This is a genomic window from Nocardioides sp. LS1, assembly GCF_003865225.1.
Classification (GTDB): Bacteria; Actinomycetota; Actinomycetes; order Propionibacteriales; family Nocardioidaceae; genus Nocardioides; species Nocardioides ginsengisegetis.
Genome location: NZ_BIFF01000002.1, coordinates 444559 through 470211, shown reverse-complemented (window position 1 = coordinate 470211; position 25653 = coordinate 444559). Strand labels below are relative to the sequence as shown.

Annotated in this window: 25 protein-coding genes; 12 read left to right on the top strand and 13 right to left on the bottom strand. The window is 72.3% G+C overall.

The features are described 5' to 3' along the window. Positions 1–17: 17 nt before the first annotated feature. From EJF31_RS07080 to EJF31_RS07070, 3 genes are read right to left on the bottom strand one after another with little or no spacing between them, the layout of a single operon-like run. On the bottom strand, positions 18–1769 hold the full coding sequence (locus tag EJF31_RS07080) for an MFS transporter (RefSeq protein ID WP_125036400.1): 1752 nt from the start codon (positions 1767–1769) through the stop codon (positions 18–20). After that, positions 1766–2479 carry an LppX_LprAFG lipoprotein gene (locus EJF31_RS07075; RefSeq protein ID WP_125036399.1) on the bottom strand — a complete coding sequence of 238 codons (714 nt, stop codon included), beginning with the start codon at positions 2477–2479 and terminating at the stop codon, positions 1766–1768. Before EJF31_RS07075 ends, EJF31_RS07080 begins: the two co-directional genes overlap by 4 nt. Before the next feature lie 4 nt (positions 2480–2483). Further along, positions 2484–4958, bottom strand: a complete 2475-nt coding sequence (locus EJF31_RS07070; RefSeq protein ID WP_125036398.1) for a DNA topoisomerase (ATP-hydrolyzing) subunit A — start codon at positions 4956–4958, stop codon at positions 2484–2486. Between the two features lie 78 nt (positions 4959–5036). On the opposite strand from EJF31_RS07070, the gene EJF31_RS07065 reads away from it, so the two are divergent. From EJF31_RS07065 to EJF31_RS07055, 3 genes are read left to right on the top strand one after another with little or no spacing between them, the layout of a single operon-like run. Then, entirely contained in the window at positions 5037–7739 is a 2703-nt protein-coding gene (locus tag EJF31_RS07065; protein WP_260430684.1) for a bifunctional GNAT family N-acetyltransferase/acetate--CoA ligase family protein, read from the top strand. A 21-nt stretch (positions 7740–7760) separates the two neighbouring features. Beyond that, positions 7761–8348, top strand: a complete 588-nt coding sequence (locus EJF31_RS07060; protein ID WP_125036397.1) for a DUF5998 family protein — start codon at positions 7761–7763, stop codon at positions 8346–8348. Continuing rightward, a complete protein-coding gene (locus EJF31_RS07055; protein ID WP_125036396.1) occupies positions 8345–9493 on the top strand; it encodes an alkaline phosphatase family protein in 1149 nt (382 codons plus the stop codon). Before EJF31_RS07060 ends, EJF31_RS07055 begins: the two co-directional genes overlap by 4 nt. A 30-nt stretch (positions 9494–9523) precedes the next feature. Here EJF31_RS07055 and EJF31_RS07050 read toward each other — a convergent pair whose 3' ends face one another. Then, the gene (locus tag EJF31_RS07050; RefSeq protein WP_125036395.1) at positions 9524–10747 is read right to left on the bottom strand and encodes a hypothetical protein; all 1224 of its coding nucleotides are present in this window, start codon (positions 10745–10747) and stop codon (positions 9524–9526) included. Positions 10748–10817: 70 nt separating this feature from the next. Beyond that, positions 10818–11471: a thymidine kinase gene (locus EJF31_RS07045; protein ID WP_125036394.1), complete on the bottom strand. Its 654-nt coding sequence runs from the start codon at positions 11469–11471 to the stop codon at positions 10818–10820. Between the two features lie 44 nt (positions 11472–11515). Here EJF31_RS07045 and EJF31_RS07040 point away from each other — a divergent pair, with 44 nt between their 5' ends. Next, a complete protein-coding gene (locus tag EJF31_RS07040; protein ID WP_125036393.1) occupies positions 11516–12346 on the top strand; it encodes a sulfurtransferase in 831 nt (276 codons plus the stop codon). Between the two features lie 24 nt (positions 12347–12370). Here EJF31_RS07040 and EJF31_RS07035 read toward each other — a convergent pair whose 3' ends face one another. Both EJF31_RS07035 and sepH read right to left on the bottom strand, forming a co-directional pair. After that, a complete protein-coding gene (locus EJF31_RS07035; protein WP_125036392.1) occupies positions 12371–14377 on the bottom strand; it encodes an SDR family oxidoreductase in 2007 nt (668 codons plus the stop codon). A 69-nt stretch (positions 14378–14446) separates the two neighbouring features. After that, positions 14447–15394 carry a septation protein SepH gene (sepH, locus tag EJF31_RS07030; protein WP_125036391.1) on the bottom strand — a complete coding sequence of 316 codons (948 nt, stop codon included), beginning with the start codon at positions 15392–15394 and terminating at the stop codon, positions 14447–14449. Between the two features lie 130 nt (positions 15395–15524). On the opposite strand from sepH, the gene EJF31_RS07025 reads away from it, so the two are divergent. Next, positions 15525–16166, top strand: coding sequence for a trimeric intracellular cation channel family protein (locus EJF31_RS07025; protein WP_260430682.1), 642 nt, complete (start codon positions 15525–15527; stop codon positions 16164–16166). Positions 16167–16173: 7 nt separating this feature from the next. Here the strand turns inward: EJF31_RS07025 and EJF31_RS07020 are convergent, their stop codons facing one another. Both EJF31_RS07020 and EJF31_RS07015 read right to left on the bottom strand, forming a co-directional pair. Then, complete coding sequence (locus EJF31_RS07020) at positions 16174–17478, bottom strand: D-arabinono-1,4-lactone oxidase (protein ID WP_125036390.1); 1305 nt, start codon at positions 17476–17478, stop codon at positions 16174–16176. 9 nt (positions 17479–17487) lie between these two features. Next, positions 17488–18672 carry an MFS transporter gene (locus tag EJF31_RS07015; RefSeq protein WP_125036389.1) on the bottom strand — a complete coding sequence of 395 codons (1185 nt, stop codon included), beginning with the start codon at positions 18670–18672 and terminating at the stop codon, positions 17488–17490. A gap of 43 nt (positions 18673–18715) precedes the next feature. Between EJF31_RS07015 and EJF31_RS07010 the strand changes: the two genes are divergently transcribed. From EJF31_RS07010 to EJF31_RS07000, 3 genes are all read left to right on the top strand, one after another. Further along, positions 18716–19813, top strand: a complete 1098-nt coding sequence (locus EJF31_RS07010; protein ID WP_125036388.1) for a ferrochelatase — start codon at positions 18716–18718, stop codon at positions 19811–19813. After that, positions 19810–20643: an inositol monophosphatase family protein gene (locus EJF31_RS07005; RefSeq protein WP_125036387.1), complete on the top strand. Its 834-nt coding sequence runs from the start codon at positions 19810–19812 to the stop codon at positions 20641–20643. Before EJF31_RS07010 ends, EJF31_RS07005 begins: the two co-directional genes overlap by 4 nt. Positions 20644–20857: 214 nt before the next feature. Then, entirely contained in the window at positions 20858–21148 is a 291-nt protein-coding gene (locus EJF31_RS07000) for a DUF4193 domain-containing protein (protein ID WP_125036386.1), read from the top strand. Positions 21149–21226: 78 nt separating this feature from the next. Here EJF31_RS07000 and EJF31_RS06995 read toward each other — a convergent pair whose 3' ends face one another. Then, complete coding sequence (locus tag EJF31_RS06995) at positions 21227–21544, bottom strand: DUF4235 domain-containing protein (protein ID WP_125036385.1); 318 nt, start codon at positions 21542–21544, stop codon at positions 21227–21229. A gap of 9 nt (positions 21545–21553) precedes the next feature. Beyond that, a complete protein-coding gene (locus EJF31_RS06990) occupies positions 21554–22027 on the bottom strand; it encodes a DUF3093 domain-containing protein (protein ID WP_185736169.1) in 474 nt (157 codons plus the stop codon). A gap of 37 nt (positions 22028–22064) precedes the next feature. Between EJF31_RS06990 and dut the strand changes: the two genes are divergently transcribed. The 4 genes from dut to EJF31_RS06970 are packed head-to-tail and all read left to right on the top strand — an operon-like array spanning position 22065 to position 24283. Beyond that, on the top strand, positions 22065–22529 hold the full coding sequence (gene dut, locus EJF31_RS06985) for a dUTP diphosphatase (RefSeq protein WP_260430681.1): 465 nt from the start codon (positions 22065–22067) through the stop codon (positions 22527–22529). A gap of 31 nt (positions 22530–22560) precedes the next feature. Continuing rightward, positions 22561–23208, top strand: coding sequence for a DUF3710 domain-containing protein (locus EJF31_RS06980; protein ID WP_260430680.1), 648 nt, complete (start codon positions 22561–22563; stop codon positions 23206–23208). Positions 23209–23210: 2 nt separating this feature from the next. Beyond that, a complete protein-coding gene (locus tag EJF31_RS06975; RefSeq protein ID WP_125036384.1) occupies positions 23211–23573 on the top strand; it encodes an OB-fold nucleic acid binding domain-containing protein in 363 nt (120 codons plus the stop codon). Beyond that, entirely contained in the window at positions 23570–24283 is a 714-nt protein-coding gene (locus EJF31_RS06970) for a DUF3159 domain-containing protein (protein ID WP_260430679.1), read from the top strand. Before EJF31_RS06975 ends, EJF31_RS06970 begins: the two co-directional genes overlap by 4 nt. 12 nt (positions 24284–24295) lie before the next feature. Here the strand turns inward: EJF31_RS06970 and EJF31_RS06965 are convergent, their stop codons facing one another. Together EJF31_RS06965 and EJF31_RS06960 are read right to left on the bottom strand one after the other, a co-directional pair. Beyond that, the gene (locus EJF31_RS06965) at positions 24296–24967 is read right to left on the bottom strand and encodes a TrkA family potassium uptake protein (RefSeq protein WP_125036383.1); all 672 of its coding nucleotides are present in this window, start codon (positions 24965–24967) and stop codon (positions 24296–24298) included. Next, positions 24967–25629, bottom strand: a complete 663-nt coding sequence (locus EJF31_RS06960) for a TrkA family potassium uptake protein (RefSeq protein WP_125036382.1) — start codon at positions 25627–25629, stop codon at positions 24967–24969. The genes EJF31_RS06965 and EJF31_RS06960 overlap by 1 nt, the downstream gene beginning before the upstream one ends. Positions 25630–25653: the final 24 nt, after the last annotated feature.

Here is a 25653-nt window from a genome sequence, read left to right as displayed (position 1 = left end):
GTGACGCTAGCGAATCCTCAGCCGCCGGCGCGGAGCGCCTGCGCAGTGTGGACAGCCCGCGTGGGCGCCGTACGGAACAGGGCGAGGGCGAGCACGGCGGCGAGCACCGCGCAGACGGCGGCGCCGGCGAAGACGGTGTGCTCCTGCGCGATGCCGGCGACACGCAGCAGGTCGCTGAACTCCTGGCAGCGGCTGGAGCCGTGGCAGATCTCGCGGGCGGTGGGCAGGTCGGCCTGCTCGGCGTAGTAGCGCCGCAGCCCGATCGTGGTCAGCGCCGAGATCCCGACCAGCATCCCGACCATCCTGCTCACCACGACCAGCGCGGCGGACAGGCCGTGCACCTCGTCGTCGGTGCTGGCCAGCACGGCGGCGTTGACCGGCGCCAGGGCCAGTCCGAAGCCGAAGCCGCCCAGCAGGAGGGGGACGTTCGCGGACAGGTCGTCCAGGCTGGAGAGGCCCCAGTGGCTCATCAGCGTGAAGCCGAACGCCGCGAGGGCCATGCCCACGGCCGTCACGGCCCCGGCCGGGAGGTTCCGGGTGAGGTAGCCGCCGAGGACCGCGCCCACGGGAAGGGCGACGAGGAAGCGCACGAGGACCAGCGCGGCGAGCAGCTGCGAGTCGGGGTAGACGGTGGTCCGCGCGAAGATCGGGATGTCGATGAGGGCCGCGATCAGCGCCGCCCCGATGAAGAAGCTGACCAGCATCGCGCCCCAGGCCGGGGCGCGGCGCAGGGCACCGCGTGGCACCAGCGGCGCCTCGGCGCGGCGCAGGTGGACGGCGAAGCCGATGGCGGCGACCGCGGCGCCGAGGAGGTACCAGAGCCCCTGGTCGGAGAAGACCTGCACCTTCGGGTCGGCGGTCGCGAAGGCGAGGATCACGCCCGCCAGCGCGGCGGCCAGGAAGAGGGCACCGACCAGGTCGGCCTCGCGCATGCTCCGGCCCCAGCCGCGCAGGTCGACCAGCGGGCGTCGGGCGGTCAGGCAGCGGGCCACGAACAGGACGGCGGCCACGATCGTGACGGTGCCGAGCGGGGTCAGCCAGCGTCCGTCGCCGGCCCACGGGATGAAGAGCTGGCCCCACGTCAGGTCGCGCATGAGCTGGCTGGGCCGGGTGAAGACGAGGGCGCCGGTGGCCAGCGTCACCAGCAGCACTCCCGCGCCCAGGACGTCCGGGCGGGAGGGCCTCGAGACGCTCGCCGGGGCTCGCTCCTCGGCCACCGAGAGGCCGCGGATCGCGGCGGCGAGGACGAGCCCGACGGCGAGGTTGACCAGGAAGATCGCCCGCCAGTCGGCGACGGCGAGGACGAGCGCGCCGAACAGGGGCCCGATCACGCTGCCGAGCTCCTGGACGGCGGAGACGACGCCGAGGGGTACGCCGCGGCGCTCGGCGGGGTAGAGGTCGGCGACGAGCGCCAGGGTGGCCGGGACGAGCCCGCCGCCGCCGACGCCCTGGAGGAACCGACCGCTCACGAGCGTCGGCATGTCGTAGGCCAGCGTGGTGACCAGCGAGCCGACCGCGAACAACACGAGCGCGGCGACCAGCACCGGCACTCGCCCACGCAGGTCGGCGATGCGGCCGATCAGCGGGAGCATCGCGACGTACCCGAGCAGGAAGCCCGAGACGATCGGTGCCGCCCGCTGGAGCTGGTCGATGGGGATGCCGACGCTGCCCATCATGTCCGGCAGGGCCAGCACCACGACGTAGGTGTCGGCCGCGGCGAACGCGACGGCGACCGCCGCGAGGCCCAGCAGGAGCCGGGCCGACCTCATGGGGCCGTGATGTCCTTGTCGGTCCCGTAGTCGTCGAAACCGATCGTGTAGGTCATCGCGTCGGAGTCCTTGTAGAACACGCCCGTGAGGGTGGCCTCGCGGAGCTCGCCGTCGCTGGTGACGGTGTAGGTGGCGTCGAAGTCGCCCGACGCGCTCGGGATGACGTTCTTGACCGCGGTGTCGGGGACGGTGCCGGTGTACTCGGTGAGGATCTCGGAGTTGTCGGCGCCGCCGCGGACGCTGTCGCCCTTCTTGAGGTCCGTGGTGGCCGCGAGCAGCGAGGAGAAGCCCTTGTCCGGGCTCATCAGCTGGGCCGGGTCCGGGGCGCCGTAGTCGGCCGGGTCGACGTCCTGCCAGCCCGGGGTCAGCGGGATCTGGGCGTAGACCTTGCCGTCGACCGCGATCACCGGCACGTCGAAGGGCTGGCCCGCGAGCACGACCGTGATGCTGCCGTCGAAGGCGGGCGCGTGGGTGCCGATCCCGGACGCGTCCTGGATGCCCTGGACGCCGGAGGGCAGGTCCTTGGTGGACAGCGAGATGTTGACGCCGGTGGTGTCGTCCAGCGTCGACTTGGCCTGCGCCAGCACCTGCTCGGGCGACTTGCCGTCGGAGGCGTGGGAGTCACTGCCGCTGCAGCCGCTCAGTGCGGCCGAGAGGGTCACGGCGCCGGCGAGCAGGAGGGCAGCGAGTCGCGTCGCGGGAGGGAGCATGGCGTCACCCTTCCACAGAGGTGGCTGCCGCCAGGCGCAGGCCGACGGGGCCGGCGCAGGCGGCCAGGGCCTGGCTGAGGGGCACGCCGGAGCCGTCCCGTCGCCCGTTGGCCTCCGGCAGGTCGACCGGGGCGCCGCTCGAGGCGGCCGCCCGTGCGGGCGCGTCGCCGGCCCAGGCGAACACCAGGGCGTCCTCGCCCTTGAGGAAGCGGTGGCAGCGGACGCCGCCGGTCGCGCGGCCCTTGGGTGGGTACTCGGTGAACGGGGTGACCTTGACCAGGCCGGGCTCGGTGCCGGGCAGCGCGGTCGAGGAGCCGGACGAGGTGACGACCACGGCCGTGGCCGGGTCGACGGCACCGAACCACCGGACGTGCTCGCCGGCGGAGAGCCGGATGCCGGCGATGCCGCCGCCCGAGCGGCCCTGCGGCCGGACGCCGTCGGCGCCGAAGTGCAGCAGCTGGGCGTCGGTGCTGATGAAGCAGAGGGTCTCCTGGCCGGTGACCAGGTCGAGCGCGCCGACGACCTCGTCGCCGTCCTTGAGCCCGATCACGTCCCACTCGTCCCGCCCGAGGACCTCGGGGTTGACCCGCTTGACGACGCCCTGGCGGGTGCCGAGCGCGAGGCCCGGGCCGTCGGTGGGCAGCGCGGTCAGCGCGAGGGCCCGCTCGCCGGGCTCGAGGAGGAGCACCTCGCTCAGCGGCACCCCGCCCTGGAGGTTGGGGTCGTTGGCCGAGCCCGGGATCGAGGGAAGGTCGAGCACGCCGAGCTTGAGCACCCGGCCGCGCGAGGTGACCGCGCCGATCTCACCGCGCACGGTGGTGCGGACCGCCGAGACGATCACGTCGTGGTTGGTGCGGCCGCCGCCGGACCCCAGCGCCTCGTCGGAGGACGAGCGGGCCAGCAGGCCGCTGGAGGACAGGAAGGCGAAGCACGGGTCGTCGGCCACCTCGAGCGGCACGGCCGTGGCGGTCACGGTGGTGCCGGCCGACTCCAGCAGCACGGTGCGTCGGGGCGTGCCGTAGGTCTTGGCGACCTCGGCCAGCTCGTCGGAGACGACCTTCCGCAGCAGCGCCTCGTCGCCGAGGATCGCGTCGAGCTCCTCGATGGTGCGCTGGAGCTCGGACTGCTCCTTCTCCAGCTCGATCTTGCTGAACTTCGTCAGCCGACGCAGCTGCATGTCGAGGATGTACGTCGCCTGCGGCTCGGTCAGGTCGAAGACCGACATCAGCCGCCCGCGCGCCATCTCGGAGTTGTCGCTGGTCCGGATCAGCTGGATGACCTCGTCGATGTCCAGGATCGCGATGAGCAGGCCCTCGACCAGGTGCAGCCGGTCGGCGGCCTTGGTGCGCCGGAACTGCGAGCGGCGGCGCACCACGTCGTAGCGGTGCCCGAGGAAGACCTCGAGCATCTCCTTGAGGCCCAGCGTGCGCGGCTGGCCGTCGACGAGCGCGACGGTGTTGATGCCGAAGGAGTCCTCCATCGGCGTCTGGCGGTAGAGCTGCTCGAGGAGCGCCTCGGGGTGGAAGCCGTTCTTCACCTCGATGACCAGCCGCAGGCCGTTGCTGCGGTCGGTGAGGTCCTTGATGTCGGAGATGCCCTGGATCTTCTTGCCCTGGACCAGGACCTTGATCCGCTCGATGACCTTCTCGGTGCCCACGCCGTAGGGGAGCTCGGTGATCACGATGCCCTTGCGGCGCCCGATCGTCTCGATCCGGGCGGTGGCGCGCATCTTGAACACGCCGCGACCGGTCAGGTAGGCGTCGCGGATGCCCTCGAGGCCGACGATCTTGCCGCCGGTCGGCAGGTCGGGGCCCGGGATGAAGCGCATCAGCCCGTCGACGTCGGTCCCGGGGTGCAGGATCAGGTGCCGCAGGGCCTGGACGACCTCGACCAGGTTGTGCGGCGCGATGTTGGTGGCCATGCCGACCGCGATGCCGGTCGTGCCGTTGACGATCAGGTTGGGGATCGCGGCCGGCAGCACCGACGGCTCGAACTCCCGGCTGTCGTAGTTGGGCTTGAAGTCGACGGTGTCCTCGTCGATCGAGGCCGTCATCGCCACGGCGGCCGGGGCCATCCGCGCCTCGGTGTAGCGCATGGCGGCGGGGGAGTCGTCGGGCGAGCCGAAGTTGCCGTGCCCGTCGATGAACGGCACCCGCATCGACCAGGGCTGGGCCATTCGGACCATCGCGTCGTAGATCGCGCTGTCGCCGTGGGGGTGCAGCCGACCCATGACCTCACCGACGACGCGCGCGCTCTTGACGTGGCCGCGGTCGGGCCGCAGGCCCATGTCGTTCATCGTGTAGAGGATCCGGCGCTGCACGGGCTTGAGGCCGTCGCGCGCGTCCGGGAGCGCGCGCGAGTAGATGACCGAGTAGGCGTACTCCAGGAAGGAGGAACGCATCTCGTCGCCCACGTCGATGTCGAGGATGTGCTCCTCGAAGTCGTCGGGCAGGTCCTGCTTCGTCGTACGCCGCGCCATGGGTCCATTGTCCTGCCTGCCGTTCCGGGATTCCGCACGGGCACGCCGCGTTGGCCCCTGCACGCTAGATTTCCCCGTGTGACTGGCGTGACTTCCTCCGACGAGGCCCCCCCGAGGCACTGGGAGGCCGACGTCCTGCTGCGGGACGGCCGCACGGCCCACATCCGCCCGATCACGTCCGCCGACGCCGAGCTGCTCGTGGAGTTCTACGCCCGGGTGTCGGACCAGTCGAAGTACTACCGCTTCTTCTCCCCGATGCCGCACCTCTCCGAGCGCGACGTCGCCCGCTTCACCCAGGTCGACCACGTCAACCGCGTCGCCTTCGTGCTCACGCTGTCGGGCAAGATGATCGCGGTCGGGCGGTACGACGTGGTCCGCCCGCGCGAGGCCGAGGTGGCCTTCCTCGTGGAGGACCAGCACCAGGGCCGCGGCATCGCCCAGCTGCTGCTGGAGCACCTCGCCCAGGCCGGCCGCGAGCGCGGGGTCGACCGCTTCGTCGCCGAGGTGCTGCCGGACAACAGCCGGATGATCCAGACCTTCCGGGACGCCGGCTACCGGGTGGCCAGCGAGTACGAGGACGGCGTCCTCATGCTGGAGTTCCCGATCGACCCGACCGACACCGCGATCGGCGTGATGATCAACCGCGAGCACCAGGCGGAGTCGGCCTCGATCCACAAGTTCTTCAACCCGCGCTCGGTCGCGGTCATCGGCGCCAGCCGCCGGCAGGACACGATCGGCCAGGCGCTGGTCCGCAACCTGGTGATGGGCGACTTCACCGGCCGCGTCTACGCCGTCAACCCGGCGGCGGCCGCGGTGTCCGGCATGCCGGCGTACAAGTCCGTGGCCGAGATCCCCGACGAGGTCGACGTCGCGATCGTCGCGGTGCCGGCCGAGGCCGTGCAGGACGTGGTCCTGGACTGCGCCGCCAAGGGCGTGCACGGACTGGTCGTCATCTCCTCCGGCTTCGCCGAGACCGGCGAGGAGGGCCGCCAGCGGCAGCGCCGCCTCGTGGGCCTGTCCCGCTCCTATGGGCTGCGCCTGATCGGCCCCAACTGCCTGGGCATCATCAACACCGACCCGCAGGTCGGCCTCAACGCCTCGCTGTCCCCGCTGATGCCGCCGCGTGGCCGCGCCGGCTTCTTCTGCCAGTCCGGCGCGCTCGGCTCGGCGATCCTGGAGAAGGTGAACAACCGTGGCCTGGGTCTGTCGACGTTCGTCAGCGCCGGCAACCGCGCCGACGTCTCGGGCAACGACCTCCTGCAGTACTGGGAGGAGGACGACTCCACCGAGGTCGTGCTGCTCTACCTCGAGTCCATCGGCAACCCGCGCAAGTTCTCCCGCATCGCCCGCCGGGTCTCGCTGCGCAAGCCGATCATCGCCGTCCGGTCCGGCCGCACCACCCAGGGCGTGCCCATGGGCCACGCGGTCCGCCGGATCGCCGCGCCGCCGCAGGCCGTCGACGCGATGTTCCGCCAGGCCGGCGTGATCCAGGTCGACACCCTCGAGGAGATGTTCGACGTCGCGCAGCTGCTGGCCCACCAGCCGCTGCCGCGCGGCCGCCGGGTCGCCATCGTCGGCAACTCCGACGCGCTCGGCCTGCTGGCCGCCGACGCCGCCGCGGCGGTCGGACTCGTCGTCAACAAGTCGGTGCCGCTGGGCGCCGACGCGACCGCCGAGGACTTCGAGGACGCGCTCGACGCGGCCATCGACGACCCGGAGGTCGACTCGGTCGTCGCCGTCTACATCCCGCCGCTCAACGTCTCCGGCGAGGACGTCGCCAACGTGCTGGCCGCGGTGGGCGAGCAGTCGGACAAGCCGCTGGTCTCCTCCTTCCTCGGCGCCGAGGGCGTCCCCGAGCTCCTGCGTGTCCCCGACGTCGCCGGCTCCACCGCCGGCCGCGGCTCGGTGCCGTCCTACCCCGCCGTCGAGGCCGCGGTGCGCGCGCTCGCCCGCGTGGTCGAGTACGCCGTGTGGCTGCGCACCCCCGACGGCCCGCCGCCCGGCCCCGACGAGGTCGACCACGCCACGGCCAAGCGGATCGTCAACAAGCTGCTGGCCGAGCACCCCGACGGCACCGAGCTCGCCGACGACGTGCTGACCGAGCTGCTCGCCGCCTACGGGATCGAGCTGTGGTCGGCGCGCCCCGTCGCCAACGCCGACGAGGCCCGCGAGGCCGGTGCGGCCTTCGGCTGGGACGTCGTGCTCAAGGCCACCGCCGATCACCTCCGCGAGCGGCCCGACCAGGCCCACGTGTGGCGCAACATCGACACCCCCGAGGAGATGGACGACGCCTGGACGTCGCTCAACCTGCGGATCACCGACGCCGACAAGGCCGGGTTCGTGGTGCAGAAGAACGCCCAGCCGGGGGTCCCGATCGCGGTCCGCAGCATCGAGGACCCGCTGTTCGGCCCGGTCGTCTCCTTCGGCATCTCCGGCCCGCTCATCGAGCTGGTCGCCGACAAGGCCTACCGGATCCCGCCGCTGGGGGAGCGCGACGCCGCCGCCATGGTCCGCGAGATCAAGTCGTCGCCGATGCTGTTCGGCTACCGCGGCAGCGAGGTCGTCGACGTCGCCGAGGTGGAGCGGCTGATCCGGCGGGTGGCCCAGCTCCAGAACGACGTACCCCAGATCAGCTCGCTGGAGCTCTCGCTCGTGCTGGCCGGCGCCAACGGTGCGACGGTGCTGACCGCCGCCGCGCGGGTCGACCCGGTGGCGGACCCGCGCTCGGACTGGTTCGTGCGGCGAATGCCCGACCACCCCGGCGACACCATCCCGAACTGACCCGCGTGACAGACTGCACGCATGCGTAGCAGGACGACCGACGACTCCGACCGTGCCCTCGAGCTGAGGGAGGCCATCGACCGCACCGGCTACTACCCGGAGGTCGTGGCCGACGGGGTGGAGGCCGCGGTCGGCGGTGAGCAGGTGGTGTCGTTCTACGTCCACCACGAGCCCACCTTCGAGCGCGACGAGGTGCGCCGCCACCTGAGCGTGGTCGTGCTGACGCCGACCCGGCTGGTGCTGGCGCACACCGACGAGCACACGGGCGACGACCTGCTGCCCGAGCCCTACACCTCCACCTCGACCGAGGCGGTGCGGCTGAGTGCCGTGAAGTCGGTCGTGGTCACCCGGATGATCGCCAACCCGACGTCCGGACCGCAGCCCGCGGCCGAGGCGGTCATGACGATCGGCTGGGGCGGCGTCAGCCGGATCGACCTCGAGCCGGCCGCCTGCAACGACCCCGAGTGCGACGCCGACCACGGCTACACCGGCGTCCTCGCCTCCGACGACTTCTCGCTGCGGGTCTCGGCCGCTGCCGACGGCAAGGACGCCGTCGCCGGGCTGCTCTCCTTCGCCGAGTCGCTGTCCGCGCGGACCCACCAGGCGTGAGCCCCGGGGTCCCGGACGTCGGCTTCGTCGAGCCGGCGTACCACCAGCGCTCGCTCGGCGACGTCGTTCCCGCCGTCGCCGACGCGCTGGGCACTCCGCTGCTCCCCGGGGTCGACCCGGAGCCCAGCACCCTGGTGCTGCCGCCCGCGCCGGCGTACGTCGTCTTCCTCATCGACGGGCTCGGTGCCCGGCTGCTCGAGCGCTACGCCCACGCCGCGCCGTACCTCTCGAGCCTGCTGGTCGGCCAGGAGCCCGCGACCGCGGGCGTCCCGTCGACGACCGCGACCAGCCTGACCTCGCTCGGGACCGGCCTGACCCCGGGCGCGCACGGCCTCGTCGGCTTCACCTCGCGGGTGCCGGGCACCGGCAAGCTGCTCAACGCGCTGCTGTGGGACAAGGACGTCGACCCCACCGAGTGGCAGCCGCACACCACCGCCTTCTCCCGGCTGCGCAGCCGGGGCGCGACCGTCACGGTGGTGAACAAGCGGTCCTTCGCGGGCTCCGGCCTGACCGTCGCGGCCCACCGCGGTGCCGACTTCGTCGGCGCCGACAAGGTGGGGGAGCGGATCGCGGCCGTGCTGGAGGCGTCGTCGGAGCGTCCCTCGCTGACCTACCTCTACGACGGCGACCTCGACTGGACCGGGCACCGCTACGGCGTCGCGTCGAGCCAGTGGCTGCTGCAACTGTCGATGATCGACTCCGAGGCCGAGCAGCTGCGCGAGACGCTGCCGCCGGCGACCCGGCTGCTCGTCGTCGCCGACCACGGGATGATCGACTCCGCGCCGGAGTCGCGCGTCGACGTCGACGAGGTCCACGAGCTCCGCGACGGGGTGGCGCTGCTGGGCGGCGAGGCCCGCTTCCGGCACCTCTACTGCCAGCGCGGCGCCGTCGACGACGTCGTCGCGACCTGGCGCGAGCACCTCGGTGACCGCGCCGACGTGATGACCCGGCAGGCGGCGGTCGAACGCGGGTGGTTCGGCGTGGTGCACCCCGGCGTGCTGCCGCGCCTCGGCGACGTGGTCGTCGCGTGCCGCGCGGACACCGCGATCCTCTCGACGACCGACTTCCCCTACGAGGCCACCCTGGTGGGCCTGCACGGGTCGCTGACGCCGGAGGAGATGCTCATCCCGATGGTCGTGGACTGAGCATCCCCTCCGGGGCGCGTCCGACCAGCGTCAGTTGAGCGCCATCCGGGGCTCGCCGTTGAGCAGCCCGGTGCCGGAGATGGTGCAGGTGCCGCTGCGCGGGGCGCCGGCGTTGTAGGCCTGTCGCACGCAGGAGCGGGTGGCCAGCTGCGCCCAGTAGTTCGGGTGCAGCGACTCCTGGACGTAGTACGGCGAGCCGGAGCAGCAGGTCGACACCGTACGGATCTGGTTGACCCACTCGGTCTTGTCGACCGCGCCGGCCTGGGTCCAGCTGGTCAGGCCCTTCTCCTCGTAGAGGCCCACGGTGTTCTCGCACAGCCGGCGGCCGTTGAACGCCGAGGCCAGGTTGAGGGTCTTCACGTTGGTCAGGCCGGCGTCGGTGGCGGCACCGGTCACCGCGGTGTTGATCGTCGGCAGCGCCACGTCGTTGGCCCAGTCGGCGTCGGAGTTCCAGAAGCCGCAGCCGCCGGTGTCCTGCCGGCTGAAGCCGGACTCGCCGTACCGGATCCCGGCGCCGCGGGGGAGCGGCGAGGCGTAGTTCTGCACCAGCAGCGTCCACGAGGTGTCGGAGTAGCCGGCGTTGCGCATGGCGGTGCGGATGTTGGTGTACGCCGCGGCGATGCGCGCGCGGACGGCGGCGACGTTGCCGGCGGTGAAGTTCGAGGTGACCGAGCTGTCGTCCTTGCAGTAGTCCTTGGCCCAGGTGGGCGAGGTCAGGAAGTCGCTCACGCAGGTCTGGACGATCGAGCCGAAGTTGAAGTCGTTGCCTCCGATCGAGACCGCGACCATCTTCACGTTGTGGGTGCCGGCGAAGTTCTGCAGCAGCTTGGCCTGGCCCAGGTGCCCGGCGCCGTCGTCGTAGAAGTCGAGGCCGGGCTTGAAGTAGCTGCCGGTGGTGGTGTTGGTCTGCGAGCCCGAGCAGGCGAGGTTCATGCCGCTGACGCCGCCGCCGATGTAGGCCTCGGCGGACTTGCTGCGGTGGCAGCGCTCGATCGTCTCGCTGCTGCCGTTGTCGTAGTAGGCGCTGGCGCCGAGGGCATCGGCGTACGCGCTGGAGGTGTTGGAGCTGCCGGCCCAGCGGCCGGCCTCGCCGGAGATGTAGGAGTCACCGACGGTGACCACCCAGGGCGAGCCCACGCCGGGGCCGTCTGCCTGGGCGGGGGCGGGCGCGGTCAGGGCGACGAGGAAGCCGGCGCCCAGGGTGAGGGCGAGGCCGAGGAGGAACCCGGAACGGGCAGGACGGAATGTCGACACGTGGTCTCCCGAGAAGGATGCGTGCGGAGTGGCGACGGGGGTGACGCCTCGGGAAACGTAGTGGCGCGGATCAGCCGAAGGGAAGGGGTTCGGGCGCCAGTGAGACGGCCTTGGCCCGGGCGGCCGTGAGCCGGCGGCGGTGGTGCTGGCGGCACAGGACCTCGTAGGCGACGTCCGCGGGCACCGCGTCCATCTCGTCGACGTCACCGACCACGATCACGTCGCCCTCGACGACCATCACGCCGTTCTCGGTGCGGGCGTTGTGGGTGGCCCGCTTGCCGCACCAGCACAGCGCCTCGACCTGCAGCACGTTCATCCGGTCGGCAAGCTCGACGAGCCGGGCGCTGCCGGCGAACAGGTTGCTGCGGAAGTCGGTGAGGATGCCGAACGCGAACACGTCGATCTGCAGCTCGTCGACGACCTTGGCGAGCTGGTCGATCTGCTCGCGCGTGTAGAACTGGGCCTCGTCGCAGATCATGTAGTCGATCCGGCTACCCGCGGTCAGGCTGCGGACGACGTAGTTCCAGAAGTCGAAGTCGGAGGCCACCTCGGTCGCCTCGAGAGTCAGGCCCAGCCGGCTGGACAGCGTCGCCTCGCCGGCCCGGTCGTGCGTGGTGAAGATGCGGCCCACCCGCCCACGCGCCGCGTGGTTGTGGTTCGTCTGGAGCGCGAGGGTGCTCTTGCCCGAGTCCATGGTCCCGGTGAAGAAGTGCAGTTCAGCCACGGGTCACGATCCTTTCACAGACCCGTGTGCGTGAGGATGTCCGCATGACCGGTCCGTTGATCTCGGCGTCCGAGCTGGCCACCCTGCTGGCGTCCGGCTCGCCCCGCCCCACCGTCCTCGACGTCCGCTACCGGATGGGCGGACCGTCCGGACCGGACGAGTTCGCCGCCGGCCACGTCCCCGGAGCGGCGTACGTCGACATGGACAGCGAGCTCGCCGCGCCGCCCGGCCCGGGCGGTCGCCACCCGCTGCCCGACGTCGCCGTCTTCGAGGCCGCCATGCGCCGCGCCGGGGTCTCCGGCTCGCGGCCCGTGGTCGTGTACGACGACTGGGCGGCCCACGCCGCCGGCCGCGCCTGGTGGCTGCTGCGCTTCCACGGCCACCCCGACGTGCGCGTGCTCGACGGCGGCTGGGCCGCCTGGGTCGCCGAGGGCGGCGAGGTCTCGGCAGGCTCGACCACCGAGGTGGGCGACTTCGTCGCGCGTCCCGGCCACCTGCCGATGGTGGAGGCCGACGGCGTCCCCCGCGTCGCGGTGCTGGTCGACGCCCGCGCCGCCGAGCGCTACCGCGGCGAGACCGAGCCCATCGACCCGGTCGCCGGCCACATCCCCGGCGCCGTCAACGTGCCCACCGCGTCCAACCTCGCCCCCGACGGCCGCTTCCGGCCGGCCGAGGAGCTGCGGGAGCTCTACGCCGCCGTCGGCGCGACGCCCGAGGCCGGCGAGCGCGGCGAGGTGGCGGCGTACTGCGGGTCCGGCGTCACCGCCGTCCACGACATCATCGCCATGGAGGTCGCCGGCATCCGGGCGGCGCTCTACCCCGGCTCGTGGTCGGGGTGGATCACCGACCCCGACCGGCCGGTGGAGACGGGCTGAGGTTCGCCGCGGCTCCGCCGCGACTCACCAGTGAATGCCCTTGAAGACCTTCGCGAGCATGATCTGCTCCGACTCCCGCGTGCCGCCGGAGACGTCGCCCTTGGCGGCGGCCGAGTCGGGGAACACGTGGTAGGCCATGTTGAGGACCCGGAAGGCGAGCTTGGGGGCGACGGTGTGGGCGATCGCCCCGGCGTTGCCGAGCATGGTGTTGATCTCGTGGGGACGCTCGACCATCGCCTTGATGACCAGGTCGGCCGCCTGCGCGGGCGAGATCGTGGGGAACTTGTCGTAGATCTTGGTCGGCGCGATCATCGGCGTCCGCACCAGCGGCATGTGGATGCCGGTGAAGGTGATCCCGTCGCCGACGAGCTCGGAGGCGACGACGTTGCTCCACGAGTCCAGCGCCGACTTGGAGGCGACGTACGCCGAGAAGCGCGGCGGGTTGGTCTGCACGCCGATGGAGCTGATGTTCACGACGTGGCCGCGCTTCTGCTCGCGCATCGTCGGCAGCAGGCCCATCACGAGGCGGATCGCGCCGAAGTAGTTGAGCTGCATGGTGCGCTCGAAGTCGTGGAAGCGGTCGTGCGAGAGCTTCAGTGACCGGCGGATGGAGCGTCCGGCGTTGTTGACCACGAAGTCGACCGACGGCAGCTCGGCGGTGATCTGCTCGCAGAGCGCGTCGATGGCCTCGAGGTCGGACAGGTCGCACGGGAAGACGTGGGCCTGGCCGCCGCGCAGCTCGATCAGCGACTTGGTGTCCTCCAGCTTGTCCTTGCCGCGGGCCACGAGCACCGGGATGCCGCCCGCCTGGGCGACCTTGAGCGCGGTGACCTGGCCGATGCCGGACGAGGCGCCGGTGATCACGACGTGCTTGCCGGCGAGCGCCTCCCGGATGGAGGAGTCGCGGCCGGTGGACTCGTCGAGGTTCTCCTCCCAGTAGCCCCACAGGGTCCGGGCGTAGGACTCCAGGTCGGGCACGCCGATGCCGGAGCCGGCCAGCGCCTTCTCGGTGCGGCGGGAGTCGAAGACGGCCGAGAAGTTGACGTGGCCCAGGACCTCGGCGGGCACGCCGATCCGGCCGGTGACCTGGTCGAGGACTGACTGGACGAGGCCGTTGCGGACGAGGCCGGAGATGATCGACGAGGGGCGCAGGGCACGCGGGACCAGGGAGAACGGCAGCGCGCGGGTGAGGCGTCGGTCGACGGGTGTCGCGAACTGCGGGGCACCCGCGGCCGCGCAGAACGCGTTGATCATCTCCACGACCGGCTGCGGCTCGGGGTTGACCAGGTGGAAGGCCTCGCCGTCGTGGCCGGGCACGTGGGCCAGGTGGTCCATGGCCTTGGCGACGTAGTCGACGGGCACCACGTTGGTGTCGCCGAGGTCGACGCCGACCAGCGGCAGCCAGGCGGGGAGGTTGTCGCGCATGAGCTTCATGAGCGGGAAGAAGTAGTAGGGGCCGTCGACCTTGTCCATGGCCCCGGTCTGCGAGTCGCCGACCACGATCGCGGGCCGGTAGACGCGCCACGGCACGGTGGCCTCGTCGCGGACGATCTTCTCCGACTCGTACTTCGTTCGGTGGTACGGCGAGGGGAGGTGCTGGCCCTCCTCGAACATCGTCTCGTCGAAGGTGCCGTGGTACTCGCCCGCCGCGGCGACCGAGGAGACCTGGTGGAAGCAGCCGGCCTTCAGGGCACCGGCGAGCTCCAGGGCGTTGCGGGTGCCACCGACGTTCATCGTCTGGTTGGTGGCGTCGTCCGCGGTCATGTCGTAGATCGCGGCGAGGTGGAAGAAGTGGTCGATCGAGCCGGCGTGCTCGGTGACCCACTTCTTGGCGACGCCGAGCCCGGACTCGGAGAGGTCGCCGGTGACCGGGGTCACCCGGTCGGAGCCCCAGCGCTTGATGAGCTTCTGCATGCGTGGCAGCGAGCCCTGGCGCACCAGGACGAAGATCTCGCCCTCGCGGTGGTCGATGAGCTCCTGGACGAGGTGTCGGCCGATGAATCCGGTGGCGCCGGTGACGAAGTACGACATGGCACGCGAGACTACCCGTAAGTAACCTCTGGCGTCAGGGCCCAAACTGTGACGGCGTACGTCACACGGTCAGTCGTTCTTGCCGCCGCCGAACATGATCTCGTCCCAGCTCGGGACCGACGCGCGGCCGCGGCTCTTCTTGACCGGACGGCGGCTCGGGGGCTCCTCGTCGGCGGGCTGCGCCGGCTCGGGCTCCGGCTCGTGCTCGTCGCGGGCGGCCGCGTCGGCGGCCTCCTCGGCGAGCTCGGCCTGCTCCTCGACGACCTCCTGTGGCAGGTCGTCGGCAGGGGGCTCGTCGGTGAGGAAGGCCTCGAGCGGCATGTCGCTGACCAGGTCGATCGCGTCGTCGCCCAGGGGCAGCTCGTCCTCGGGGACCGAGGTGAGCCGGCGCTGCCGGGCCTGGCGGAGGTCGTCGCGCGGCGTCGGGGCCGCGACGCTCGGGACCTCGCCGAGCAGCCAGCGGGCGTCCTCGTTCTCGGCCGTGACGTAGTTGCCCGGGGCGTCGAAGGTGAAGTGCCCCGAGCCCTTGCGCTTGCTGGTGGTGTAGTCGCCGGTCAACGCCCAACGGCCGTCCTCGCGCCGCCAGGCGTCCCACTCGACGCTGGCGGGGTCGACGTTGATGGAGCGCAGGTGGTGGGCGACGACGTCGCCGAGCGTGCGCGCGCCGCCGGCGGAGTCGGCGTTCTTGCGCCGCACCGAGGACCGCTGGGCGCGGTCCGCGACGTGCTGGCGCTCGGCCAGCACGGGCGCGGCGAACGCCATGATCTTGTCGACCGTCGTGTGCGCGGCCTCGGCCACGGCGTCCGGGGTCTCGCCGGCGCGGATCCGCGCCTGGATGTCGCGGGGGCGAAGGGTGCTGTCCATCTCTGTCTCCAACTTGCCGGTGCGACCGTGATCACCGCTGAGGGCGGACCGGAGACGGGTGTCGATGTCGAGGGTGAACTCGACCCCCTCCTCGTTGATCAGGAGCAGGCGCTTCCCGTCGTCGCTCACTCCAGCGAGCGTGAGGTGCGCCATGGGTGTCGGGCTCCGTATCGATTCGGTGCGGGGTCTCCGCGTCTTCGGTGCGCCGAGCCTACGCCAGCGACCCCGCTCCGTCGGGTTGCCTTGCCGGGTCGGGAGCGGCGGCCGACGCTAGCCTCGTCACGTGTCTGCCCCGATCAACGAACCCGCCGCGACCTTGGTCGTCCTCGACCTGGCCGGCATCTTCGTCTTCGCCATCTCCGGCGCGCTCGTGGCGGTCCGCAAGGAGCTCGACGTGTTCGGGGTCCTGGTGCTGGCCGGTACGACGGGCCTGGGCGGCGGCTTCCTGCGGGACGTGCTGATCGGGGCGACCCCGCCGGCGGCCCTGGCCGACTGGCGCTACCTGCTCGTGCCGGTGGGTGCCGGGCTGCTGACGTTCTGGTTCCACCCCGCCCTGGGCCGGATGGAGCGCAGCGTCAACGTCCTGGACGCCTTCGGGCTGGGGCTCTTCTGCGTGACCGGGGCGCTCAAGGCGCTCGACTACGGGCTCGGCCCGGTGCCCGCGGCCCTGATGGGCATGGTGACCGGGATCGGCGGCGGCATGGTCCGCGACGTCCTGGCCGGGCGCGTGCCGACGATCTTCCGGGGTGAGCTCTACGCCACCCCGGCCCTCGCCGGGGCCTTCCTCGCGGTGCTGGGCGACCACCTCGACGCGCCGCTGTTCGTCACGGCCGCCGTCGGCGGCGGTCTGTGCACCGTGTGGCGGCTGCTCGCCATCTGGCGGCACTGGCAGGCCCCGGTGCCGACGGGGTCCGCCAGCGTGTGAGCGTGGGTCAGTCCCCGAGAACCTTGCGGAGGTGGCCGTTGGCGAAGACCCGGTCGGGGTCGAGTCGGTCGCGCAGGGCGAGGAAGTCGGCGAACCGCGGGTAGGCCGGAGCGAGGTCCGCGGCGGTGCGGGTGTGCACCTTGCCCCAGTGGGGGCGACCGTCGGCGTCGCGCATGATCGCCTCCACCCCCGCGAAGTACGCCGTGTGGTCGGCGTCGCGGTGGGTGTGGAACGCCAGGTAGAGGGAGTCCCGGCCGTAGGCGGTGGACAGCGGCACGTCCTCGGCCGGGGCGACCCGGATCTCGACGGGGAAGCTGATCCGCCACGGCGAGGCCTCCACCGCGCGGCGTACCTCCCGCAGGGCGTCGAGGCCGGCCTCGCGCGGCAGGGCGTACTCCATCTCGCGGAAGACCACGTCCCGCCGGGCGGTGAAGACCCGGTGCGCCACGTCGCTGTAGGTGCGCGCCGACAGCACCCGCGACGAGACCTGGTTGACCCGCGGGATCGCCGCCGGCACCCGGTTGGTGGCCCGGCACAGCGCGCCGAAGAACGTGTTGGAGAGGAAGTCGTCGTCCAGCCAGGACCGCCAGCGGGGGAGCGGCCGCGCCTCGCCCGGGTCGGCGTCGAGCCGGTCGTTGCGCTTGGTGAGCATCCGGTCGGTGTGCGGGAACCAGTACATGTCGACGTGGTGGCTGCCGGCGACCATCTCGTCGAAGGAGGCCAGCGCCTCGTCCCACCCCATCGGCTGCTCGTGCGCCTCGAGGAGGAACAGCGGCTCCACGCGGAACGTCACCGTCGTGAGGATGCCCAGCGCCCCGAGGCCGACCCGGGCGACGTCGAGGACGTCGGGGTTCTCGGTCGGGGTGGCCCGCAGCACCTCGCCGGTCCCGGTGACCAGCTCGAGGCCGGCGACCTGCGAGGCCAGCCCGGCGGCGACGCCACCGGTGCCGTGGGTGCCGGTCGAGATGGCGCCGGCGAGCGTCTGCTCGGCGATGTCGCCCATGTTGTGCAGGCTCAGCCCGAGGCGCTCCAGCCCGGCGTTGAGGACCTTGAGGGGGGTGCCGGCCAGCGCCGTCACGGTCATTGCGTCCCGGTCGACGGCGACGATGCCGGTGAGGGCGGTGGGGGAGAGCAGGGTGTGCTCGGGCGCCGCGATCGAGGTGAAGCTGTGCCCGGTGCCGGCCATCTTGACCGTCGTCCCGTTGGCCCGCGCCTTCTCGACCAGGGCCACGATCTCCGCGGTGTCACGCGGCTCCTCGACCACCACGGGCGTCGCCGACTCCAGCCCCGACCAGTTGCGCCACTCGCTCACGTCGCCAGCCTAGGTCGGGGGTCGGTCGCGCGGCAGCGTCTGCGCGGCCAGCGCGCCGACGAGTCCGGCCGCGACGCAGACGAGGTACGCCGCGGACGCGCCGTGCGCGTCGATCACCAGGCCCGCGACGGTCGCCCCGGGCGCCACGCCCGCGACCAGCCCGGTCTGCAGGATCGCCATCCCCTCGGTGAGCCGGCCGGACGGCACGGTGCCCTCCGTGAGCGACAGCGAGGCGATCAGGGTCGGGGCGATGGCGAAGCCGCCGACGAGCAGGACGACGCCCATCAGCCAGATCGTCCCGACGAAGTGCAGCGGCACCATCGCGGCGAGCATGCCGACGGCACCCCAGCGGACCCGGATCGTCGGGCCGCGTCGCCAGGAAACCGCGCCGCTGAGCAGCCCGGCCACCATGCTGCCGAGCGCCCACAGGGCGAGCAGGCCGCCCGCCCAGCCGGGGCTTCCCTGCTCGGCCGAGAACGCCACGGTGGTCACCTCCGCCGCCCCGAAGAGCACGCCGAGCGAGGCCGCCACGACCGTGAGCGGGGCGACGGTGGCCCACGGCATCGGCGGTCGCGGTCCGCTGGCCTGGTGGTGCGGGTGGGCCGGCGGCTCGGTCGCGCGCTGCGCGCAGAAGGCCAGCGTCCCGCCCACGCAGGCGACGACGGCCACGGCGAGCCCGGCCGCGGGATCCCACGCGGTGGCCAGGACCGTGATGACGATCGGCCCCACCATGAAGACCACCTCGTCGGCGACCGCCTCGATCGCGAAGGCCGTCTGCACCTCGCTCGGGTCGTCCAGGGCGTGCGACCACCGGGCCCGGACGCACGACCCGACCTGGGGCAGGGTGCCGCCGGCCATCGCGGCGAAGAGGAAGGAGGCCGCTGCCGGCCAGTCGGCCCGCACCGAGACGACGAGCAGCACCATCGTGACGCCGAAGGCCGCGGCGGCCACCGTCAGCACCCGCGCCTGCCCGAGCCGGTCGACCAGGCGGCCCTGGAGGATCGCCAGCACCGCGTTGGTGAGCATGTAGGCCGCCGACACGGCACCCGCGACGCCGTAGGACCCGGTGGTCGTGGAGATCAGCAGGACGATGCCCAGGCCCACCATCGAGATCGGCAGCCGCGCCACCAGCCCGGTGGCGCTGAACAGCAGCGTGCCGGGCCGCGTGAGGACCCGGCGGTAGGACGTGAGCACCGGCCGACTCTAGGCGTGCGGGCCCCCTCCCTACGATGGGGCCATGCCGACGCCCGACCCCGCCCAGCCCTGGGCGCCGTACGACGCCCTCCTTCTCGTCTCGTTCGGTGGCCCGGAGGGCCCCGACGACGTGGTGCCGTTCCTGGAGAACGTCACCCGTGGCCGCGGCATCCCCCGGGAGCGGCTGGAGCAGGTCGGGGAGCACTACTTCCAGTTCGGCGGCCGCTCGCCGATCAACGACCAGAACCGCGAGTTCATCGCCGCGCTGCGCGACGACCTGTCCGCCGCGGGCATCGACCTGCCCATCTACTGGGGCAACCGCAACTGGGACCCGTACCTCGCCGACACGCTGCGCCAGATGGCCGCCGACGGCATCACCCGCGCGGCCTGCTTCGTCACGAGCGCCTACTCCTCCTACTCCAGCTGCCGCCAGTACCGCGAGAACCTCGCCGACGCCGTTGCCGACGTGGAGGGCGCGCCGCAGCTCGACAAGCTGCGCCACTACTTCAACCACCCCGGCTTCGTGGAGTCCGTGGTCGACGCGACCCTGGCCGCGCTGGCCGACCTGCCGGCGGCCGTCCGCGAGGGCGCCCACCTCGCCTTCGTCACCCACTCCGTGCCGGAGACGATGGACGAGGCCAGCGGCCCCGATGGTGGCGCCTACACCGCCCAGCACCTCAGCGTCGCCGAGGAGGTCGTCGAGCGGGTCCGCCAGGAGACCGGTCGGCGCCACCAGCACGAGCTCGTCTTCTGCTCGCGCTCCGGCGCCCCGCACGTCCCGTGGCTCGAGCCGGACGTCAACGACCACCTGCGCGAGCTGCACGACCTCGGCACGTCCGCCGTGGTGATGGTGCCGATCGGCTTCGTCTCCGACCACATGGAGGTCATCTACGACCTCGACACCGAGGCGATGGCCACCGCCGAGAAGCTCGGCCTGCCCGCCACCCGGGCGGCGACGGCGGGCATCGACCCGCGCTTCGTCGCGGTCGTCCGCGACCTGCTCCTCGAGCGGGCCGCCGTCGAGCGCGGCGCGGAGGTGCAGCGCCGGGCGGTCGGCAGCATGCCGGCGCTCTGGGACCGCTGCCCGGTGGGCTGCTGCGCCAACCCGCGCGGCGAGCGCCCCGCCCTGTGCGGCCAATGACGTCCGGGCCGTCGGACCTCGACACCGGGGACCTGGCCCGGATCGCCCTGGAGGTCGCCCGCGAGGCGGCCGCCCTGGTCCGGGGCCGCAAGGCCGGCGGGGTCACGGTCGCCGACACCAAGACCAGCGTCGTCGACGTCGTGACCGAGGCCGACCGGGCCAGCGAGGAGCTGATCCGACGCCGCCTGCTCGAGCACCGCCCCGACGACGCGATCCTCGGCGAGGAGGGCAGTGACCGCCCGGGCACCACCGGTATCCGCTGGGTCGTCGACCCGATCGACGGGACCGTGAACTTCCTCTACGGCATCCCGCAGTACGCCGTCTCGATCGCCGCCGAGCTCACCACCCCCGACGGGGTCGAGGTCGTGGCCGGAGTCGTGCTCAACGCCGCCACCGGCACCGAGTACGTCGCCCACGTCCGCCCCGACGGGTCAGCCACCGCGACCCGGGACGGCGCGGCGATCGGCGTACGAGGTCCGGCGCCGCTGGCCCAGCGCCTGGTCGGGACCGGCTTCTCCTACGACGCCGGGCTGCGCGAGATCCAGGCCCGCGCGCTGGTCGACCTGCTGCCGCGGATCCGCGACATCCGGCGGCTGGGCGCGTGCGCGCTCGACCTGTGCGGGGTCGCCGAGGGCAGCCTGGACGGCTACGTCGAGGAGGGCGTCAACCTCTGGGACCACGCCGCCGGCGGGCTGGTCGCCAGGGCCGCGGGCGCCACCACGGAGCTCACCACGGGCGCCGGTGGTCGAGACCTGCTGTTGTGTGCTCCGACACACGGTTTCGAGGAGTTCCGGGAGGCCGTCCGCACAGCGGGGTTCCTCGCCCGCTGACGGGTCAAATGACCCCGGAACTCCCACGGATCCGTGGGCGTTGTGGGGGAATAGCCGGACACCACCAGATGTTCATGCGTCGCACGGCGAGACCGGCGTGCACACATCCCTCCGGATGGTGCACAATCTGGCGCCGACGCGAGGACAAAGGTCGTACACATGGCCAGCCACACGGCCAGCCACATGGGATGCAGGGTTTTGAGGGGAGTGACGGATGGCGACTGACTACGACGCACCGCGCAAGAACGAGGACGAGCAGTCCGAGGAGAGCATCGAGGAGCTCAAGGCACGTCGCCACGACAAGAACTCCGGCAAGGTCGACGAGGACGAGGCGGAGGCCGCCGAGTCCTTCGAGCTGCCGGGTGCCGACCTGTCGCACGAGGAGCTCGCCGTCGAGGTGAAGCCCAAGCAGGACGACGAGTTCACGTGCATGAGCTGCTTCCTGGTGCACCACCGTTCGCAGCTGGCGGATGCCAAGAAGATGATCTGCAAGGACTGCGCCTGAGCGCAGGCCGCACCGGCAACAGCAAAGGCCGCAACCCCTCGGGGTTGCGGCCTTTCGCGTTGCTGGAGCGTTGGTGGGTCAACTGGCGGGGGCCGGCGCCTTCGACGCGTCCTGGCCGTCCTTCTGGAGGTCCGGCGGCAGGTGGCCGGTGGACTTCGCGTAGTACTCCGCGGCCCGCCGGGTGGCCAGCATGCGGGCAAGAGCGATGAACGTGCCGCTCACGCTCGCCCACGCCACGGCCTCCCACAGGGCCACGTCGGGGTCGGCCGGGTTGGCGGGCGGGTTCTTGCCCGTCGCCGCCCTCCAGCCGGTGTTGAGGGTCTTCTTCGCGACGGCGGCGGCGCCGAGCGCCGCACCGAGGGAGAAGACGGACCAGACCTTCGAGCCAGATGCCATGGGACGACCTTACCCAGCCGTGCGCCGAGCATTCAGGGCGGCGGCCAGCTCCTCGGGGTGGCGGGTGCTGACCAGCCAGTACGGCGTGGGGTCGGCCGGGTCGCTGATCGCGACCTTGACGGCCCGCTTGAGGTAGGGCCGCAGCAGCAGGAACGCCCGCGCGTCGGCCTCGCGACCGGCGGTCCGCCGGGTCGCGTCGGCGTCGAGGGCCTCGGCCGCACCCAGGTGGGCCGCCTCGATGCGCGCGCGACCGGCGGTGAGCACGCCGTCGCGGACGCTCACCCGGGCGCTGCCGTAGGAGAGGAACACCCCGGCGAGCAGGGCCATCGCGACCGCGGTCACGGCCCAGGCGACGCTGCCGGGCAGGGCCACGACGACCGCCAGCCACAGGGTGGCGACCAGCATGGTGCCCTGGACCCACCAGCGCAGGGGCACGCCGAGGCGCTCGTCGTACTCCGCATCGGGCAGGGACCGTGACTCCACGGGGAGAAGACTTCCATGACCGGTAGGGTCACCCGCCGTGACCCCCGACTTGCCCCACCTGACCGTGGACGTCGTCCGCCTCGACACCGAGCTGCCGCTGCCGTCGTACGCCCACCCCGGCGACGCCGGGGCCGACCTGCTGACGACCGTCGACGTGACGCTCGCGCCGGGGGAGCGGGCCATGGTCCCCACCGGCATCGCGCTGGCGCTCCCCGACGGGTACGTCGCCCTCGTGCACCCCCGCTCCGGCCTCGCGGCCCGGCACGGCTTGTCGATCGTCAACACGCCCGGCACCATCGACGCGGGCTACCGCGGCGAGGTGAAGGTGATGCTGATCAACCACGACCCGCGCGAGCCGATCGAGCTGCGGCGGGGCGACCGGATCGCCCAGCTGGTCATCCAGCGCTTCGAGCGGGCGCACTTCGTCGAGGTGGGGGAACTCCCCGACTCGGCGCGTGGCGACGGGGGTTACGGTTCTACCGGAGGGTTCGGTCGGTCGTGACCACCCTGCGCCCGCCAATCGAGGAGTCGTCGTGAAGTTCCGCCGCAAGTCCACCGAGCCCGCACCGGGCGAGGCCGTCGAGACCGCGGGGGCGAGCGACGCCGTCGCCGAGCCGGCGGTGGCGGCGACGGGCCCCTTCGACGCCGACGACCTGCCCCAGGACGGCGTCCAGCGCGTCGACCTCGGTTCGCTCCTCATCGAGCCCCAGCCGGGCCGCGAGCTGCGCCTCCAGGTCGACGAGTCGACCGGTGAGGTCCAGTCGGTGGTGCTGGCCGGCGCCGACGGCGCCCTCGAGCTGCGCGCGTTCGCCGCGCCCCGCCACGGCGACCTGTGGGGCGAGGTGCGCCCGCAGATCGCCGCCGACATGGCCCAGCACGGCGGCATCGCCAGCGAGCGCGAGGGCCGCTTCGGCACCGAGCTCGTCTGCCAGATGACCGTGCAGCGCGGCGACGGCACCACCGGCACCCAGCCCTCGCGGATCATCGGCATCAACGGGTCGCGCTGGATGCTGCGCGCCACCCTGCTCGGCCGCCCGGCGATGGACCTCGAGGGGTCCGGCGACTGGGAGGACACCATCGAGAAGGTCGCGGTCCGTCGCGGCAACGGGGCGATGCCCGTCGGCGACGTCCTGCCCGTCGCCCTGCCCGACGACGCACGCCGGCTCGATCCGAACGCCTGACCATGGGCGAGAAGAGCCGCCTGCGGCGGAACCTCAGCAAGTGGGCCAACAGCACCGACCAGCACGCGCGTGACCTGCGCAAGACCTACGGCGAGTCCGGGCTGGCCACCATTGCCGAGGCCCCGGACCGCGAGCGGGTCCGCGTGCGGGGCACCATCCGCACCGTCACCCTGCGGCCCCGCGGCGGCGTCCCCGCGCTCGAGGCCGAGCTGTACGACGGCTCCGGCGTGATCACCGTCGTGTGGCTGGGCCGGCGCCAGATCGCCGGCATCACCCCCGGCCGCGCCATGGAGATCCAGGGCCGGATCGGCGCCCACGAGGGCGTCCGCATCATGTACAACCCGCGTTACGAGCTCATGCCGTGACCGATCCCGCACCGCAGGCGCCCGTGGCGGCCTCCGTCGAGACCGTCGAGTCCGTCGTCCGTGCCCAGCTCGCCAAGGCCCTCGGTGGCCGCCGCGGCATGGTCGAGGCCGCCGTGCCGACCATCCTGTTCACCCTGATGTGGCTCACCACCCGCGAGCTCAACCTCGCCCTGGGCGTGAGCGTCGCGGCCGCGCTGGTCATGCTCGCGGTCCGGCTGGTCCAGCGCTCGACGGTGCAGTTCGTCGTCAACGCCCTCGTCGGCATCGGCATCGGCTGGCTGTTCGTCTCGATGTCCGCCCACCGCGGCGGCAGTGCCGACGACCAGGCGCTGGCCTACTTCCTGCCGGGCATCATCTACAACACGGCGTACACCGTGGTGCTGGCGACGACCTGCCTGATCCGGTGGCCGATCATCGGCTTCATGGTCGGCAGCGTCACCGGCGACCCCACCGCGTGGCACAAGGACCGCCAGGTCGTGCGGCTCTGCACGCTGCTCACGTGGTTCCTCGTGCTGCCGTGCCTGCTGCGCGTCGTCGTGCAGGGCCCGCTCTGGCTGGCCGGCTCCCACGGGGCCATGGACGCCGACGCGGCCGTCGCCGCCCTCGGCGTCCTCAAGATCGTGCTCGGCTGGCCGCTCCAGCTCGCCGCGCTCGCCGGCATGGCGTGGGTGCTCGGTCGCAACCACACGCCGGTGGAGTCGGCTGCCTGACCCGCCGGCGGCTCAGCCGCCGTGGTTCTGCGGGGCGAGCAGTCGCTCGAGCTGGTCCTCGACGTCGGCGGGAACGACGAAGAGCAGCTCGTCGCCGCTCTCGATGGGCTGCTCGGCCTCGGGGACGTAGACCTGGCCGTCGCGCAGGATGGTGACCAGGGCGCAGTTCTCCGGGAAGGGGATGAGCCCGATCGGCTTGCCGACGTACGGCGAGTCGGTGGGCAGCGTCATCTCGACCAGGTTGGCGTTGCCCTGGCGGAAGGTGAACAGCCGGACCAGGTCGCCGACGGTCACGGCCTCCTCGACGAGCGCCGACATGATCCGCGGGGTCGACACGTTGACGTCGACGCCCCAGGCCTCGGTGAACAGCCACTCGTTGTTGGGGTGGTTGACCCGGCCGACGGTGCGGGGCACGCCGAACTCGGTCTTGGCCAGCAGCGAGGTGACCAGGTTGGCCTTGTCGTCACCGGTCGCGGCGATGACCACGTCGCACTGGTCGAGGCGGGCCTCCTCCAGCGACGACATCTCGCACGAGTCGGCGAGGAGCCACTCGGCGTCTGGGACGCGCTCGGGCTTGATCGAGCCCGGCTCCTTGTCGATCAGCAGGACCTCGTGGCCGTTGGTGATCAGCTCGCGGGCGATGGACCGCCCGACCGCACCGGCTCCGGCGATGGCGACGCGCATCAGTTCTCCTCGGGGCCTTGTTCGATCACGGAGTAGGCGTGCGCGGCGTTCTCCTCGCGCATCACCAGGTGCAGCAGGTCGCCCTCCTGGATGACCGACTCCCGGGTGGGCAGCATGCCCTCACCGAGCCGGTCGATCCAGGCGATGCGGCTGTGCGACTGCATCTGGAAGTCCACCGTGCGGTGGCCGATCCACGCGTCGCTCGCGGGGATCTGGTCGAGGCGGATCGTGCCGGAGGGGTCGCGGAAGTCCGGCTCGGCGCCGGCGGGCAGCAGTCGGCGCAGGACCTGGTCGGCCGTCCACTTGACCGTGGCGACCGTGGTGATGCCGAGGCGCTGGTAGACCTCGGCGCGGCCGGGGTCGTAGATGCGGGCGACGACCTGCTGGATCCCGAACGTCTCGCGGGCCACGCGGGCCGCGATGATGTTGGAGTTGTCACCGCTGGAGACCGCCGCGAACGCATCGGCGCGGCGGATGCCGGCCTTCTCGAGGACCTCCTGGTCGAAGCCGTAGCCGGTCACCTTGTCCCCGTTGAAACCCGGGCCCAGACGCCGGAACGCGTCCGGCTCGCTGTCGATGACGGAGACGGTGTGGTTGCGGTCCTCGAGGCTGCGGGCGAGCGTCGAACCGACGCGGCCACAGCCCATGATCACGACGTGCACGACGCAGACGCTACCGCAGCAGGT

Bases quoted from the DNA above. Each gene is read 5' to 3' on its own strand.
- EJF31_RS07060 (WP_125036397.1), top strand. From the start codon at position 7,761: ATGCGTAGCAGGACGACCGACGACTCCGACCGTGCCCTCGAGCTGAGG.
- EJF31_RS07005 (WP_125036387.1), top strand. From the start codon at position 19,810: ATGACGTCCGGGCCGTCGGACCTCGACACCGGGGACCTGGCCCGGATC.
- EJF31_RS07000 (WP_125036386.1), top strand. From the start codon at position 20,858: ATGGCGACTGACTACGACGCACCGCGCAAGAACGAGGACGAGCAGTCC.
- EJF31_RS07080 (WP_125036400.1), bottom strand. From the start codon at position 1,769: ATGAGGTCGGCCCGGCTCCTGCTGGGCCTCGCGGCGGTCGCCGTCGCG.
- EJF31_RS06995 (WP_125036385.1), bottom strand. From the start codon at position 21,544: ATGGCATCTGGCTCGAAGGTCTGGTCCGTCTTCTCCCTCGGTGCGGCG.
- EJF31_RS07010 (WP_125036388.1), top strand. From the start codon at position 18,716: ATGCCGACGCCCGACCCCGCCCAGCCCTGGGCGCCGTACGACGCCCTC.
- EJF31_RS07040 (WP_125036393.1), top strand. From the start codon at position 11,516: ATGACCGGTCCGTTGATCTCGGCGTCCGAGCTGGCCACCCTGCTGGCG.
- EJF31_RS07035 (WP_125036392.1), bottom strand. From the start codon at position 14,377: ATGTCGTACTTCGTCACCGGCGCCACCGGATTCATCGGCCGACACCTC.
- EJF31_RS06965 (WP_125036383.1), bottom strand. From the start codon at position 24,967: ATGCGCGTCGCCATCGCCGGAGCCGGTGCGGTCGGGCGGTCCATCGCC.
- EJF31_RS07075 (WP_125036399.1), bottom strand. From the start codon at position 2,479: ATGCTCCCTCCCGCGACGCGACTCGCTGCCCTCCTGCTCGCCGGCGCC.
- EJF31_RS07070 (WP_125036398.1), bottom strand. From the start codon at position 4,958: ATGGCGCGGCGTACGACGAAGCAGGACCTGCCCGACGACTTCGAGGAG.
- sepH (WP_125036391.1), bottom strand. From the start codon at position 15,394: ATGGCGCACCTCACGCTCGCTGGAGTGAGCGACGACGGGAAGCGCCTG.
- EJF31_RS06975 (WP_125036384.1), top strand. From the start codon at position 23,211: ATGGGCGAGAAGAGCCGCCTGCGGCGGAACCTCAGCAAGTGGGCCAAC.